Annotated in this window: 14 protein-coding genes, 1 pseudogene and 1 riboswitch; of the genes and pseudogenes, 5 read left to right on the top strand and 10 right to left on the bottom strand. The window is 62.7% G+C overall.

Going from position 1 to position 15,051, the window contains the following annotated elements; all coding sequences use genetic code 11:
• The 5 genes from ACZ881_RS21795 to ACZ881_RS21775 all read right to left on the bottom strand — a co-directional run.
• Window positions 1-434, bottom strand: a 434-nt coding sequence (locus tag ACZ881_RS21795; protein ID WP_476117955.1) for a serine dehydratase beta chain, incomplete at its 3' end; no start/stop codon positions are given.
• 389 nt (window positions 435-823) lie between these two features.
• Window positions 824-1,210 (bottom strand): glycine cleavage system protein GcvH, encoded by a 387-nt coding sequence (gene gcvH / locus ACZ881_RS21790; RefSeq protein WP_476117954.1) that lies wholly within the window; start codon window positions 1,208-1,210, stop codon window positions 824-826.
• 280 nt (window positions 1,211-1,490) lie between these two features.
• Entirely contained in the window at window positions 1,491-2,639 is a 1,149-nt protein-coding gene (gcvT, locus tag ACZ881_RS21785) for a glycine cleavage system aminomethyltransferase GcvT (protein WP_476117953.1), read from the bottom strand.
• Between the two features lie 9 nt (window positions 2,640-2,648).
• Window positions 2,649-5,495: an aminomethyl-transferring glycine dehydrogenase gene (gcvP, locus tag ACZ881_RS21780; protein WP_476117952.1), complete on the bottom strand. Its 2,847-nt coding sequence runs from the start codon at window positions 5,493-5,495 to the stop codon at window positions 2,649-2,651.
• A 181-nt stretch (window positions 5,496-5,676) separates the two neighbouring features.
• Window positions 5,677-5,774: riboswitch (glycine riboswitch) on the bottom strand.
• 93 nt (window positions 5,775-5,867) lie between these two features.
• Window positions 5,868-6,407, bottom strand: a complete 540-nt coding sequence (locus ACZ881_RS21775; protein ID WP_026542543.1) for a TetR/AcrR family transcriptional regulator — start codon at window positions 6,405-6,407, stop codon at window positions 5,868-5,870.
• A 72-nt stretch (window positions 6,408-6,479) separates the two neighbouring features.
• On the opposite strand from ACZ881_RS21775, the gene ACZ881_RS21770 reads away from it, so the two are divergent.
• Entirely contained in the window at window positions 6,480-8,030 is a 1,551-nt protein-coding gene (locus ACZ881_RS21770; protein WP_476117951.1) for an MFS transporter, read from the top strand.
• Window positions 8,031-8,105: 75 nt separating this feature from the next.
• Here the strand turns inward: ACZ881_RS21770 and ACZ881_RS21765 are convergent, their stop codons facing one another.
• Window positions 8,106-8,765 carry a cyclodeaminase/cyclohydrolase family protein gene (locus tag ACZ881_RS21765; RefSeq protein WP_476117950.1) on the bottom strand — a complete coding sequence of 220 codons (660 nt, stop codon included), beginning with the start codon at window positions 8,763-8,765 and terminating at the stop codon, window positions 8,106-8,108.
• Window positions 8,766-8,855: 90 nt separating this feature from the next.
• Between ACZ881_RS21765 and ACZ881_RS21760 the strand changes: the two genes are divergently transcribed.
• Window positions 8,856-10,079 carry an amidohydrolase gene (locus ACZ881_RS21760; RefSeq protein WP_476117949.1) on the top strand — a complete coding sequence of 408 codons (1,224 nt, stop codon included), beginning with the start codon at window positions 8,856-8,858 and terminating at the stop codon, window positions 10,077-10,079.
• 110 nt (window positions 10,080-10,189) lie between these two features.
• On the opposite strand, the gene ACZ881_RS21755 is transcribed toward ACZ881_RS21760, so the two are convergent.
• Window positions 10,190-10,402, bottom strand: coding sequence for a hypothetical protein (locus ACZ881_RS21755; protein ID WP_476117948.1), 213 nt, complete (start codon window positions 10,400-10,402; stop codon window positions 10,190-10,192).
• Window positions 10,403-10,478: 76 nt separating this feature from the next.
• Window positions 10,479-11,525, bottom strand: coding sequence for an NAD(P)/FAD-dependent oxidoreductase (locus tag ACZ881_RS21750; RefSeq protein WP_476117947.1), 1,047 nt, complete (start codon window positions 11,523-11,525; stop codon window positions 10,479-10,481).
• Window positions 11,526-11,598: 73 nt separating this feature from the next.
• Between ACZ881_RS21750 and ACZ881_RS21745 the strand changes: the two genes are divergently transcribed.
• Entirely contained in the window at window positions 11,599-12,180 is a 582-nt protein-coding gene (locus tag ACZ881_RS21745; RefSeq protein ID WP_178996192.1) for a helix-turn-helix domain-containing protein, read from the top strand.
• 2 nt (window positions 12,181-12,182) lie between these two features.
• On the opposite strand, the gene ACZ881_RS21740 is transcribed toward ACZ881_RS21745, so the two are convergent.
• Window positions 12,183-12,485, bottom strand: coding sequence for a helix-turn-helix domain-containing protein (locus ACZ881_RS21740; protein WP_091465668.1), 303 nt, complete (start codon window positions 12,483-12,485; stop codon window positions 12,183-12,185).
• Window positions 12,486-12,552: 67 nt separating this feature from the next.
• On the opposite strand from ACZ881_RS21740, the gene map reads away from it, so the two are divergent.
• On the top strand, window positions 12,553-13,332 hold the full coding sequence (map, locus tag ACZ881_RS21735; RefSeq protein ID WP_476117946.1) for a type I methionyl aminopeptidase: 780 nt from the start codon (window positions 12,553-12,555) through the stop codon (window positions 13,330-13,332).
• Here the strand turns inward: map and ACZ881_RS21730 are convergent.
• Window positions 13,325-13,678, bottom strand: a pseudogene (locus ACZ881_RS21730) (HNH endonuclease); the annotation flags it as partial. The gene map and the pseudogene ACZ881_RS21730 sit on opposite strands and share 8 nt — an antisense overlap.
• A 343-nt stretch (window positions 13,679-14,021) precedes the next feature.
• Between ACZ881_RS21730 and ACZ881_RS21725 the strand changes: the two are divergent.
• On the top strand, window positions 14,022-15,047 hold the full coding sequence (locus ACZ881_RS21725; RefSeq protein ID WP_476117945.1) for an agmatine deiminase family protein: 1,026 nt from the start codon (window positions 14,022-14,024) through the stop codon (window positions 15,045-15,047).
• Window positions 15,048-15,051: the final 4 nt, after the last annotated feature.

Genomic DNA, 15,051 nt, shown 5'->3' with positions numbered 1-15,051 from the left:
TCCCGCAGCACCTTCCCACCAGCATCAGAGACAGCAAACTTCATCCCATTCGTATGCCGCGGCAACACCGTCAACGGATGCAGGATCATGTCCTCAACCGCGTACGGCAGCTCCACGCCTTCGCCGGAGGCGCCGGCCAGGTTCAGGACACCTGTCTCAGCGATCGTCGCGAGCCGCTCCTCCACCTCTTCGGGCAGGATCAGCTCAGGGTGATACCCCTCCAAGCCCAGCAGCGTGGCCGTCATGGTGCCATGCCCACGACCGGTGGCAGCCAATGAGCCATAGAGGTCAACCCGCAGCGACGCCACCGAGCCCAGGACGCCGGCGTCCTTGAGCTCACCAGCGAACACCGCAGCAGCCCGCATGGGCCCCACAGTATGAGAACTCGACGGGCCAATACCCACAGAAAACAGATCGAAAACGCCAACAGCCATGGTCGGGATTCCTTAACAAAGCTTGAAAACGGTCCGGCAGATGGTCCTGCCGGAGGGCCGCCCCTGCTTATGGCGGAGGTCGACCGAAGCACGACGCCGGATGGCCCCCAAAGGCGGCAACCCGGCGTCGCAATTTTATTCAGTTCTACAATCCCACGCTACATCCGTAGCCTCCGATACGGGGTTTACCTGCCGAAGATGCCGTGCGCACGGCACATTCCGCAGCTAACCCACGAAACGGACTCCTCTTCCCTCACGGGAGCCCTGCAACTGGCCCCTTGGGACCGGCGTCCGGCAGCGACCGTCCAAGGGAGCTTCGCGTCCGCCCAGCGGGCGCCCAAGCGACCGAGGTCGCAGAGGACGTCGGCCCAGACGGGCCACCCGGCGGACTAGGAGAGGTCTCCGCCATTCTTGGAGGCGTACTCCTCCGCCGAGAGCAGCGGGCCCTCGGACTCAGCAGAAACCTTGAACAACCAACCGGCGCCGTAGGGGTCGTTGTTGATTAGGGCGGGGTCGGAAACAACGGCGTCGTTGATCTCCGTGACCTCACCGGTCACGGGTGAGTACAGGTCCGAAACCGACTTGGTGGACTCAACCTCACCGCAGGTCTCGCCTGCAGTAACTGTCGAACCGACCTCGGGAAGGTCAACGTACACAATGTCACCCAGTGCGTCAGTGGCAACCTCGGAGATACCAACGGACACCGAGTTCCCGTCTCCGCGGGAAACCCACTCGTGTTCGTCGGAGTACTGAAGTTCGGGCGCTACTTTGGGCATTCTGTTTCCTTTACGTGTAGTGACTACATCTAATTGTGTCGTGTCTGGGCCGTGAGCGTGGCTCATTCGCGGGCGTCGGGCACCGAATTCCTCCGCGTGCTGCTCCTTCGTCGCTTTGACGCTCGCTTCCGGAATCCGCTCCCCCACCGCACGGCCACGCGAGTCCGGCCTCCGGCAGCATGCGTCTAAGGGAGCTTCGCGTCCGCTCAGCGGGCGCCTATGCGACCGAGCATGCAGAGGAGGTCGGACCCGCCGGGCGTCGGGCTCGAAAACCCGTGAACTACTTTTGGCGCTTGTAGAACGGCAACGCGACGACTTCAAAGGGCTCAGTTTTACCCCGAAGGTCGATGTCCAGGGCGGTGCCCGGCTCAGCAAAAGCGACGTCGACATACGCCAACGCTACCGGGTAGCCAAGCGTCGGGCTGGGCTGGCCGGAGGTGACTTCACCGACCGCTGCGCCGTCCTTGAGGACCGGGTAGTGGCCGCGTCCGGCCCTGCGGCCCAAGCCCTTAAGGCCCACGAGCTTGCGTCCGCTGGTGGAACCGGCACCGTCTGTTTTGAGGGCAGCGAGTGCCTCTTTGCCGACGAAGTCGCTTTCCTTGGACAGTGCCACCACGGGACCGAGTCCTGCTGCGAAGGGGTTGCCTTCGCGGGAGAGCTCGTTGCCGTAGAGGGGCATGCCTGCTTCGAGGCGCAGTGAGTCGCGGGAAGCCAGGCCGGCGGGGGTGAGTTCGCCTTCTTCTGCTGCGTCGGCGATTGCCTGCCAGAGAGCTGCTGCGGACTCGTTGGCTACAAAGATTTCGAAGCCATCTTCACCGGTGTAACCGGTGCGGGCCAGCAGCAGGTCCTGTGTGCCGCCGTCGAACGTGAACGGAACTTCAACCGCCGCGTAGTACTTGAGCTCAGTGACCAGGGCGTGCTGTTCGGCCGGGACCAGGCGGAGGAGGATCGCTTCAGCAAGCGGCCCCTGAACAGCGATCAGCGAAGTCTCAGAGGAAGCATCCTCAACAACAACGTCGAAACCGGCGGCGCGCTCCAGCAGCGCAGCGGCAACAACCTTGGCGTTGCCGGCGTTCGGAACCACAAGGAATTTGTCGGTGCCTTCTTGGGTAGAGGGCCGACGGTAGGTGATGAGGTCGTCGATGATGCCGCCGTCTTCCTGGCAGATCAGCGAGTACTTGGCCTTGCCGACGGCCATAGCGGAGATCTTGCCCACCAGTGCGTAGTCCAGGAAGGCAGCTGCCTCGGGACCGGTGACCCAGACTTCACCCATGTGGGAGAGGTCGAACAGTCCGGCGGACTTGCGGACGGCGTGGTGCTCGGCCAACTCGGACGAGTACTTGAGCGGCATTTGCCAGCCACCGAAGTCGGTGAAGGACGCGCCGAGCTTCTTGTGCTCTTCGTAAAGGGCTGTGTAGTTCTCAGTCATGACCAGTCCTTAGTTTTCGAAGTCTTCGATCGGCGGGCAGGAGCACACCAGGTTACGGTCTCCGGCCGCGCCATCAATGCGGCCCACGGGCGGGAAGTACTTGTCCTGCTTGAGGTGGTGGACCGGGAAGGCGGCCTGCTCGCGCGGGTACGCACGGTCCCAGTCAGAACTTACGACGGCGGCAGCGGTGTGGGGTGCCTTGCGCAGCGGCGAGTTCTCCACGGCGAAGTCGCCGTTGGCTACCTGGTCGATTTCCTTGCGGATGGTGATCATGGCTTCGATGAAGCGGTCGATCTCCACAAGGTCTTCGGACTCAGTGGGCTCTACCATCAAAGTTCCGGCAACCGGGAACGCGAGGGTGGGGGCGTGGAAGCCGAAGTCGATGAGGCGCTTGGCCACGTCCTCCGCGGTGACGCCGGTCTTGGCCGTCAGTTCCCGGAGGTCCAGGATGCATTCGTGGGCCACGAGTCCGCCCTCGCCGGTGTAGAGGACCGGGAAGTGCTCGTTGAGGCGGGATGCGATGTAGTTCGCGGCCAGCAGAGCAGACTTGGTTGCTTCGGTGAGGCCCTGGCCACCCATGAGCTTCACGTAAGCCCAGGAGATCGGGAGGACACCGGCGGAACCAAAACGGGACGCCGAGATCGGGACGTCGTTGCCTTCGGTCCATGATGCAGCGTCGCCTGGCATGAACGGTGCGAGGTGCGCCTTTGCAGCAACCGGACCAACGCCGGGTCCACCGCCACCGTGGGGGATGCAGAAGGTCTTGTGCAGGTTCAGGTGGGAGACGTCGCCGCCGAACTTGCCCGGCTGCGCGAGACCGACGAGGGCGTTGAGGTTGGCGCCGTCGATGTACACCTGGCCGCCGGCCTCGTGGATGGCGTCGCATACTTCGCGGACGTCGGCGTCGTACACACCGTGAGTGGACGGGTAGGTGATCATGATGGCCGAGAGCGCGTCGCGGTGGGCCTCGATCTTGTTTTTGAGGTCTACGTGGTCGATGGTGCCATCGGGAGCAGTGGCCACCACAACAACCTTCATGCCCGCCAGCACTGCCGAGGCTGCGTTGGTGCCATGGGCAGAGGCGGGGATCAGGCAGACGTTGCGCTGCTCGTCGCCGCGCGACAGGTGGTAGCCGCGGATCGCCAGCAGACCGGCGAGCTCGCCCTGGGAACCGGCATTCGGCTGGATGGAGACTTGGTCGTAGCCGGTGATCTCGGTCAGCTGGGATTCGAGGTCGGTGATGAGTTCGCGCCAGCCCTCAGTCTGGGAATCCGGAGCGAACGGGTGGATCGAGGCGAACTCCGGCCAGGAAATCGCCTCCATCTCGGCCGTGGCGTTCAGCTTCATGGTGCAGGAACCCAATGGGATCATGGTGCGGTCCAGCGCGAGGTCGCGGTCCGAGAGCTTACGGATGTAGCGGAGGAGCTGGGTTTCTGAGCGGTGGGTGTTGAACACCGGGTGCTGCATAAAGTCGCTCGTACGTTCCACGGAAGCCTCAAGCGCGAAGCCTTCAGCAGACTCAAGTACAGGAGCGCCAAAGACATCAAGGAGACGACCGACAATCCCGGGAGTAGTGGTTTCATCAACAGAGATGCCAACCGTGTCAGCGTCGATGCCACGGAGGTTGATGCCCTTGGCCTCGGCAGCGGCGACGATTTCAGCAGCCTTGCCGGGAACGCGGACGGTGATGGTGTCGAAGAAGGAACCGTGGAGGACCTCGACGCCGGCAGCCTTCAGGGACGCTGCAAGCGTGCGGGCGTGGCCATGGGCGGTTTCGGCGATCGCCTTGAGGCCCTCAGGGCCGTGGTAAACGGCGTACATCGAGGCCACGATGGCCAGCAGTGCTTGCGCTGTACAGATGTTGGACGTGGCCTTCTCGCGGCGGATGTGCTGCTCGCGGGTCTGCAGCGCCAAGCGGTAGGCGGGGACACCGGCGTCGTCCTTGGAAACGCCCACCAAACGGCCGGGCATGGAACGCTCCAGTCCCTTTTGGACGGCCATGTAGGCGGCGTGCGGGCCACCGAAGAAGAGCGGAACGCCCAAGCGCTGTGCCGAACCGACGGCGATGTCGGCGCCCTGCTCGCCTGGAGGCATGATGAGGGTCAGGGACAGGAGGTCGGCAGCAACGGTAACCAGCGCACCGCGCTCCTTGGCGTCCGCAATCACGGCAGAGTGATCGAACACGCGGCCGGAAACGCCGGGCTGCTGGAGGACGACGCCGTTGATGGCACCTTCCGGGAGACCCAAGGAAAGGTCAGCGACCTCGACTTCGAAGCCGAGCGCCTCGGCACGGCCCTTGACGATGGCAATGGTCTGGGGGAGGCAGTCTGCGTCGAGGACGGTCTTGCCATCCTGGACAGCCTTGTTCTTGTTGGCTCGGCGCATCATGAGGACGGCTTCGGCCACTGCGGTTGCTTCATCCAGTAGGGACGCGTTGGCGATCGGCAGCCCAACCAGGTCCTGGACCATGGTCTGGAAGTTCAGGAGCGCCTCGAGGCGGCCCTGCGAGATTTCCGGCTGGTAAGGGGTGTAAGCCGTGTACCAAGCCGGGGATTCGAGGATATTCCGACGGATCACGGGCGGCGTCACGGTGTCGTAGTAGCCCTGGCCGATCATCTGAACGGCCGTCTTGTTCTTGGACGCGAGCTTGCGCAGCTCGGTCAGAACTTCAACTTCACTCAACGCGTTCTGCAGGGTGAGGGCAACTTCCTGGCGGATGTCGTTCGGGACGGCGGTGTCGACCAGCGAATCAACAGTGTCGTAGCCGACGGACTTGAGCATGGTCTCAATGTCGGCCTGGCGGCGGGCGCCGATATGCCGATCGACGAAGGTGGTGGAGGCAGAACTAACCGTCACGAAGGAACTCCATTACTTGGGCAGCGTTTGGGTACGCCACAGCGGCTGGGTTCCTCCCCGCTCTGTATTGGACCTGAGAGTTTCCGCGCGTTGCCTGAGCAACCATCGCTTGCACCGTCGGTGAGCACAGCACTCCCTTCACCCGAAGGTGAGTTGAGTACCTGCTGCTTTCCAGAGTCGCCTAGCCGCGGCGGTGCGTGGGCCTGAGAGATTCCTGGGGAGGGTTTGCTCCTACGGCGCCTGCATCACTTGCTTGCAGGACTCTCCCGCCGCAGATCAAAGGCATGTTCAGTTGTGTGTGGTCACCGCGTACGGCACGCCACGAGGGTTAATTGTCCTACGTCCCGCGCCCCGCAGCAAATGGAAGACCCGCTACTTCCGCAACCGTTCAAGGACTCCCAACAGAATTTCGACGTCGGCCTCCCGCCCGGCGTTGCCGCCCTCCTGCCCGCCTTCAAAAATCGCGTTGAAATAGAGGCCGTCGCCCATGTAGCTGACGGCCTTGGCAACCTCCGGCCCGACGTCCTCAGCCAGCACGTCCAGCCACCGTTGCTGGATCGCGGCGAACCTGCGGCGGGTTTCCTCGTGGGCAACTTCGGCCAATCTTGTGGCAGCGACGAAGGCCCGGTCCATGGGCGTATCCGCCCAGAGCGAGGAGCGGATGAAGTAGGCGGCCGAACCATCGGGGGCAGCCTTCATCAGCTCGGTATCTTCATCGGCGAGCAGGTCCAGGCGCTCCAAAAGGGCCGTGATCAGCGCTTCCTTATTGGGGAAGTGGTAGAGCAGACCGCCCTTGGACACGCCTGCCCGCTTGGCAACAGCGTCGAGCGTGGCGGCACGCTCCCCTACCTCGATAAGGAGGGCTTCGAACGCATCCAGGACGGCGTCCCGGGCAACTGGTTTTCGTGGCATGTGTCCATCATTCCCTAAAGGCTTACGGGCTTCTATTTGAAACTGTACCGTCTGGACGGTACAGTGAGTTACATGTTCTCGCCGTCATCAACCCAAGCACCCCGTTCCGCTCAGCCCGTTAAGGGTCAGGCAGCACCGTGGCGCGACTGGACGGCTCTGGCACTCCTGATGTTTCCGGTGCTGCTGGTGGCCGTGGACAACACCGCGCTCACATTTGCACTGCCCGAGATCGCCCGTTCGTTGGACGTGGGCGGCGTCCAATTGCTGTGGATTGTTGACGCCTACCCGCTGGTCCTCGCAGCATTGTTGGTGTCCATGGGCAACTTGGGCGACAGAATCGGACGACGCCGGCTGCTCCTGCTCGGCAGCACGGGCTTCGCAGCGGTTTCGGCTGCTACAGCTTTCGCGCCTTCCGCTGAATGGCTCATCGCCGGCCGCGCGGGCCTGGGCGTCTTCGGCGCCATGCTGATGCCATCAACCCTGTCCCTGATCCGGAACATCTTCACCGATCCCAACCGGCGTCGGCTCGCGATCGCCGTCTGGGCCGCCGGTTTCTCCGGTGGTGCCGCCCTTGGCCCGATCTTCGGTGGCTGGTTGGTGGAGCACTTCTGGTGGGGTGCCGTGTTCCTGGTGGCGGCTTTCCTGCTCCTGCCGCTACTTGCTTTCGGCCGGGTCTTGATTCCTGAATCGAAGGACGCCAATCCCGGCCGGGTGGACGTGCCCAGCATTCTCCTGTCCGTGGTCACCATGGCGCCGTTGGTTTACGGCATCAAGGAATTCGCGGTTCACGGCTTCGGGGCGTCCGCGGCTGCCTTCATGGGGTTCGGCGTGGTGATGGGCATTATCTTCGTCCGCCGCCAGCAGCGGATCGAGAGCCCCATGCTGGACGTCTCATTGTTCAAGAACAAGGTGTTCAGTACCGCAATCGTGGCGAACGTCCTGTCCCTCTTCTCCATGACGGGCTTCATCTACTTCTTCGCCCAGCACCTGCAACTTGTTGAGGGCCAGTCCCCTATGGAGGCCGGCATTGCAATGATTCCTGCTCTCCTGGCTACGGTCATCGCCGGCCTGCTGGTAGTGCCGCTGGTCAAGCGCGTACAGCCTGGGTTCGTTGTGGCTGCGGGACTAACTCTCAGCGGAGTGGGATACCTGATTGTGGTGGTGGGTGACCATGGCAGCGGACCCGTGTTCCTGTTGTCGGCCCTGACCGTACTCGCAATAGGTGTTGGTGCTGCGGAGACCATCTCCAACGACCTCATCCTGGCCTCCGTTCCGGCCGACAAATCCGGCGCCGCCTCGGCCATTTCCGAGACCGGCTATGAGTTGGGCTCGCTCTTGGGAACGGCAGTGCTTGGCTCGATCCTCACTGCTTCCTACCAGCACAACCTCGTCATTCCGGACGGTGTATCCACGCAAGCGGCCGGTAAGTCCACTGAAACGCTTGCTGGTGCGGTTGATGCAGCGGCTGCCCTTCCGGCCCCATTGTCGGAGGCGCTGACGGTCGCCGCCCGGACAGCTTTCGAGTCCGGCGTCCACATCACTGCGGCCATTGGGCTGGTACTGATGGCTGGTGCGGCAGTGCTCGCCGCCGTCGTACTCCGGCGTGTGCCGAAGGCACAGTAGTAGGCACAGCGCCGAAGGCGCAGTAGTTGGGCACGGCGCCGAAGGCGCAGTAGTTGGGCACGGCGCCGGCTGAAGCTACATGGCTTCGGTCGGCGCCGCTTTTTTGTCCACGCCGGCGGTCAGTTCGTCGATCCTGTCGAGGGCGGCACTGAGCCGGCTGACCGTGTTCCATAGCTCCGGGTGCTGTTCCCGGACTTCCTCGAGTTTGGCGCCTGCGGAGGTCAAAGATGCGAGGTCGAAACTCACGTTGGTTCGGGCTCCGGCTATGGCTGCGCGGAGGGCTCCGAAGCCCACCACGACGTCAGCGATAAGCGCTGAATTGCCGTTTGAAGCGAGCCAGCCGAGGTCTTCAACTGCGTTAATAGCCCGCTCCCCCAGAACTGCTGATGCCTTGGCAGCATCGACGGATGCTTGATGTATTGCGTCGTCGCGCTCCGGACCGGGGTCGAGGCGGAAGGCGGCTCCGAAGGCGTTCGAGGCGGACGCGTCGTCGTCGGCCAACTGAAGGGCAGTTCGTCGGAGTTCGTGCGCCCGGGAGTGGATGCCCGTGAGCCGTTCGCGCTGATCTTCCTCCGCCTCGGTATATCCGGCCACCATGGACGTCAACGAGGCCGCGATGGAGAGCATGACCCCGGTCCCGGCACCCCCGCCTGGTGAGCCGGTGGATTCCGCCAAGGCTTTGGTCCATTCCTCAACCGTGGATTGCTGCGTGGTGACTGATTCAGAATCGTTCATGCCATCCAGTGTGCCGGGGCTTCCCGGTCTTTGCAGATTCGGGCTGGATACACTGGCCAGACATAGGCGTCGAATAAAAAGGGCAGACTCATGACCATTGACCTCGAAGAGCTTTATAAGGACCTGCACGCCCATCCGGAGTTGTCGTTCCAGGAGACCCGAACAGCCGGAATCGCCGCGGGCTATCTCGAAGATCTTGGCTTTACCGTTCATCGCAACATCGGAAAGACCGGGGTTGTGGGCGTTCTGGACAACGGACCCGGACCGGTTGTGATGCTCAGGGCCGACATGGATGCCTTGCCGGTCAAGGAAGCAACGGGTTTGGATTACGCAAGCACCGCTGTGGGTGTTGATCATGAGGGCAAGGACATGCCCGTTATGCATGCTTGCGGCCACGATGTGCACGTGAGCTGCCTCGTCGGCGCTGTGGATATCCTGGCGGCGCAGCGTCATGAGTGGCAGGGCACCCTGATCGCGCTCTTCCAGCCGGCTGAAGAATGGGGCGGCGGGGCCGAAACCATGGTTGCCGATGGGCTGTACGACGCAGTGCCCAAACCGGACGTCGTCCTGGGCCAACATGTGGCACCTTTTCCCGCCGGGTGGTTCGGTATCCGTCCCGGCGTCACCATGGCATCCGCAGACTCCCTCAACATCACCTTGCATGGGCGGGGAGGCCACGGATCACGTCCGGAGACCACTATTGACCCCGTGCTGATGGCTGCTGCAACCACTGTCCGGTTGCAGGGTATTGTGTCGCGTGAGCTCGCCCCCAGTGACTCCGCAGTGGTGACTGTCGGGCAGATTCACTCAGGGACCAAGAACAACATCATTCCCGAGACGGCAACCTTGGGCCTCAGCGTCCGTACATTCAGTGATGCCATCAGGGACAAAATCCTCGCCTCAATTGAACGTATAGCCAAGGGTGAATCCACAGCTTCAGGTGCACCCAAGGACCCTGAGATTCATTTCGAAGAGCATTTCCCGCTGACCGTCAACGATCGAGCTGCGACCGAGAGGGTATCTGCAGCTTTCAGGGAAAAGTTTGGCGAAACACAGATCATCGACCCCGGCCCTGTGTCAGGAAGCGAAGACGTTGGAGCCTTGGCAAAAGCTGCCGGAGCTCCCCTGGTCTTCTGGTTCCTGGGTGGTGCCGAGCCTTCCTTGTTCAAAGAGTGGGCAACCACGGGCCGCCTTCCCGAGGACATACCGTCGAATCATTCGCCGTACTTTGCGCCCGTCATCCAGCCGACGCTGGCGCGCGGAACGGAAGCGCTAGTGACGGCTGCCCGGGAATACTTGGCCACCAAGTCCTAGGCTGGTTCTCCTACAGATAGCCACAAAGGAAAGGCGCTGCGAGTGCAGCGCCTTTCCTTTGCTTACTTCTGCGAGCGTGTCCAGCTTCCAGGATCGGATCCGGGGCGTGCCTAGACTTTCTCGCGGATGCGGTCGATCCTCGGTTCGGGAACCTCAGATTCCCCGCGACGGCGGGCCAGGAAAGTCCACAGCGTTCCTTCCGTCCGCGGACGGTTCTGTGCAGGTTCCTGGTCCTTGGGTGCCTCAGTCGTGTGCGCCTCAGGCTTGCGCGCGGAGTCCTTCTTCGTGCGCCGCTCAAAGTCGTCATAGTACGCGTAGCACATTGTCCAACCTCCTCAGTGGCTGTCCCTTAATCGTCCTCGGACTGGGCCCTCACGTCGATGGTTTTGTGCGTTCTGATCAGCTGGGCTGATGGGCCAGAGCTGCTTGGCGAGCTTCCTCCACAGCCACCCTGGTCTCTTCCATCATGAGATCGGCATTGATTGCAGCGCCTGCCATGACACCTGCGGCGGCCGAGGCCATCACCTGACCCGTCAGATCAGTGACGTTCCCGGCGGCCCATACTCCGGGCACCGAGGTTGCCCCGCCCGCGGGATTCACTTCAACATGGGTCCCGACGCCCATCGGGTGCTCTACGGTGGGGACGCCGAGGGATTCCAGCACGTCCGATCTCGCCTCCAATCGTGGGCCGGTAACCACAGCGTCCACAGGAATCACAGTTCCCGCTGCCAGGACAACACCGGTCAGTGCGTCGTCAGTTACTTCCAGCGCCTGGACTTTGCCGTCCACCACCGTGATAGAGCGGGCAGCCAATTGCTCCCACTGTTCTTCCGTTGGCTCCACAACGTCATTGAGGAACAAGGTGATGTTGGGGCTCCATTGACGGAACAGTAACGCCTGGTGCAACGCCATCGGCACTGAACCCAGGATTCCGATCGCTTTGTTCCGAACCTCCCAGCCGTGGCAATACGGGCAGTGCAGGACGTCACGGCCCCAGCGTTCGCGGATGCCCTCAACGTCGGGCAGGACGTCGATCAGGCCTGTGGTGACAAGCAGACGCCGGGCCCTCACTGTTTGGCCATCTGCCAGGTCCACCTCGAAGGTGAGCCCGGAACCGTTCGTTGGGTCAGCCGTCGAACGTGCCCCAACCGCGACGCCGGCCATGATATTCGCCCCGTACTGGAGAGCCTCCGCTCGTCCCAGTTCCAGCAGTTCTTTGGGATTGATCCCGTCGCGGGACAGGAAACCGTGCACCCCGGCTGCGGGCGCATTCCGGGGTTCTCCGGCGTCGATAACCAGGACGGACCGCAAGGCCCTGCCCAAGGTAACAGCAGCACTTAACCCAGCTGCGCCACCTCCCACCACCACGACGTCGTGCTCCTCCACCACTCGGTTGTTTAGTTTTTCCACAATCACGATGCCTCCACACGTATTCAACGGCCCCATGCCGCTCCTTCCATGGTTGGTCAGCACCCGCAGAATCAGCAAGGAAGTTTGCCAATATGGCAAAATGAAAGGCATGACTACCGATTTCAGCACAATGCTCGACGCCGTCGGCCCTCGGCTGCGTGCCATGCGGACCCAACGCAATGTGACCCTTGCGGAAGCCTCGGAAGGGACGGGCATCTCTGTCAGTACGCTCTCAAGGCTTGAATCAGGCCAGCGCAAGCCAACACTGGAACTCCTCCTTCCCATTGCCAGGTTGCATCAGGTGCCGCTGGAAGAATTGATTGACGCACCGGAAACGGGCGATCCCCGCATTCACCTCAAACCGCACGTTCACGAGTGGGGAACCGCGCTTCCCCTCACCCGCCGCCCCGGCGGCATCCAGGCCTTCAAAATGGTGCTGAAGAGCGGAACCGGAAAAGAGGTTCCACAGCCCCAATCCCATGAGGGGTACGACTGGATGTACATCCTCAACGGCAAGCTGCGGTTGGTGCTGGGCGAGAATGACTTTGTCCTGAAACCCGGTGAGGTTGCGGAATTTGATACGCGCACACCGCACTGGTTTGCCAGCGCCACCGCAGAACCAGTGGAGTTGCTAACCCTCTTCGGGCAGCAGGGTGAACGCCTTCATGTGCGGGCACGGCCCAAGCGCTGAGGCTACGAAGCCAACCATTCGCGCGCACTCCGACGCGAGCTGCCTGACTCAACACCGTGCTCGGGCAAGTTAATTTCTGCCCACACCTCATCGAGGGAGAGTCCGAGCACATCGGCAATGGCAGCAACGGTAGGGAAAGCCGGCGTCGCAACCCGGCCCGACTCTATCTTTCGGAGCGTCTCGGGCGAGACGCGGGCGTCGAGTGCCGTCTCCAGCATGGAGCGCTCCCCCCGGGCGCGACGCAGAAGAGCGCCGAGGCGTTGTCCACGCTCGGCCTCTGCGGGTGTAAGCGGCAACCTGACCATGGCTCCAATTGTAATACCGGGATAATATGGCCGGGATAGTTATTGGTTTTCACACGAGAGGCCCCGCATGATTGAGATCCTTAGCCGCACAGAGCTAGGCCGCGCGAAGGAGGCCGGCGCCCTGGTCGCCAACATTTTGCACACGCTAAAGGGCCGCGCAGCTGTAGGCACAAACCTCCTGGACATAGACCGGTGGGCAAAGAGCATGATCCTGGAAGCCGGGGCCGTCTCCTGCTACGTCGATTACGCTCCTTCCTTTGGACGCGGGCCATTCGGCCACTACATCTGCACGGGCGTCAACGACGCCGTCCTCCACGGATTGCCCACGGATTACAGACTGGCCGACGGCGACCTCCTGACCCTCGACCTGGCCGTTTTGAAGGACGGAATCGCAGCAGACTCGGCCATCAGCTTCATCGTGGGCGACTCGAAGCCGGCGGAAAGTGTCGCGATGATCGAAGCGACCGAACGGGCATTGCGCGCAGGCATAGCGGCAGCCCGGCCCGGCGCCCGCATTGGGGACCTGTCCTACGCCATCGGCTCGGCTCTCAGCGAGGCTGGCTACCCCGTCAATACCGAGTTCGGAGGCCACGGCATTGGCTCCACCATGCACCAGGAGCCTCATGTGCCGAACATGGGACGCCCCGGCCGCGGTTACAAGCTGCGCCCCGGCTTGCTGCTCGCCCTGGAACCATGGGTCATGGCCGACACCGCCCAGCTCGTCACGGACGCCGACGGATGGACGCTCCGCAGCGCGACAGGATGCCGGACCGCACACAGTGAGCACACCATCGCCATCACCAACGACGGAGCAGAGATCCTCACTCTGCCGACGCTCGTCAGTTAATTACCGACGGGCTTGAGCGTGCAGCTGGCGACGGGCTTGGTCGTGCAGCAGGTTCGGGCAGCTCCGACGACGGCGCTGAGCCACGGAAGTAGCCTGGCAGGCTCGGCGCTTTGGAGCGATAGGTGTGCCCTGTGGGCGTGCGGAGTTCCAGAGTGTGCACATCTTCGGCAAGCGGCCTACTCTTCCAGCCGGGGTTTTCCTTGGTATGGTTGCACGCTTCGCAGAGCCCGGCGCCGTTCTCCATGGTGGTGGTTCCACCTGAGCGCCAGGAGACGATGTGATCGATGTGGCGGATGGGCGCGTCGCAGTAAGGGGTTCGGCAGGTGTTGTCGCGGGTTTCGATAAAGCACGCCCCGAACCCATCCTTATCCGTGTGGCTCACCGCTGTGCGGGTCGTGCAGCGAACGAACGCGGGACCAGCCAGCCCACCCCCGCGCCGGGGAACGCACGCCGGTCACAAAAGAGCGGCCGCCACTCGCGTCTTGCGCTGAAGGGTGACTCCCGTCATACTAAATGAACGCTATTCATTTAGTGACAGTCGTCTCACGGAGTAAAGCCCCCATGATTGAAATCAGACACCTGGAAGCCCCAACTTCCATCGCTACCCACCCAGCAACGCATGTCCGTCCGGCCGGGTTGGTCCATCCCAACGTCAAACCCGCCGCAAAACCAACCCAGGCAGCTACCGCGTGAGCGCGTGGCGCATGCCGTCGGAAACGGCTCCGCAGGACCGCGTCTGGATGGCCTTCCCCACGGGCGGATACACCCTGGGTGACACCGAAGAAGAGGCCCATGCAGCACGTTCCACCTGGGCAGCGGTGGCTAACGCCATCATTGAATTCGAGCCCGTAACCATGGTGGTATCGCCCGACGACGTCGACACGGCTGCGCGCTATCTGGACCCTCGCGTCGAGGTAATAACCGCCGACCTCAACGATGCTTGGATGCGGGACATCGGACCGTCGTTCGTACTGGATTCCAACAAGCAACTGGGCGCGGTGGACTGGATATTCAACGGCTGGGGCGCTCAGGACTGGGCGGAGTGGGATAAGGACTCGCTCATTGCCGAGGACATCAGCGGCCGCGCCTACGCCCGGCACCTCCCATCGGGGATTGTCAACGAGGGCGGTGGCATTCAAGTTGACGGCGAAGGCACCGTCCTGGTCACTGAGACTTTGCAGCTCGATCAGGGTCGCAATCCCGGCCTGACCAAGGCAGACATCGAGCAGGAACTTGCCCGCACCATCGGCGCCACGCACGTGGTGTGGCTTCCTCGCGGCCTCACCCGTGACTCCGAAAAGTTCGGCACCCGCGGCCATGTGGACATCGTGGCCGCGATTCCGGCCCCGGGCACCCTTCTGGTCCATTCCCAGCAGAACCCCGAGCACCCCGATTACAAGGTCTCCCGCGAGATCATCGACTTCCTGCGCACCACCCATGACGCAGCCGGCCGGGACTGGAACATCATTGAAGTTCCCGCCCCGGAAACCCTTCGCGACGATGAGGGGTTTGTGGACTACAGCTACATCAACCACCTCGTGGTCAACGGCGGTGTTATCGCCTGCACTTTCAACGACCCCATGGACGAGAAAGCACTCCGCATTCTCGCCGACGCCTACCCCGGACGCCGCGTGGTCGGTGTCGACGCGCGCGAACTCTTCGCACGGGGCGGCGGTATCCACTGCATTACCCAGCAGCAGCCTTCGGCCATCTAGAAAG

It is taken from the genome of Paenarthrobacter sp. TE3676 (assembly GCF_056279165.1).
The sequence above is the reverse complement of the archived record's forward strand: the minus strand, read 5'-3'. Positions and strand labels throughout refer to the sequence as shown.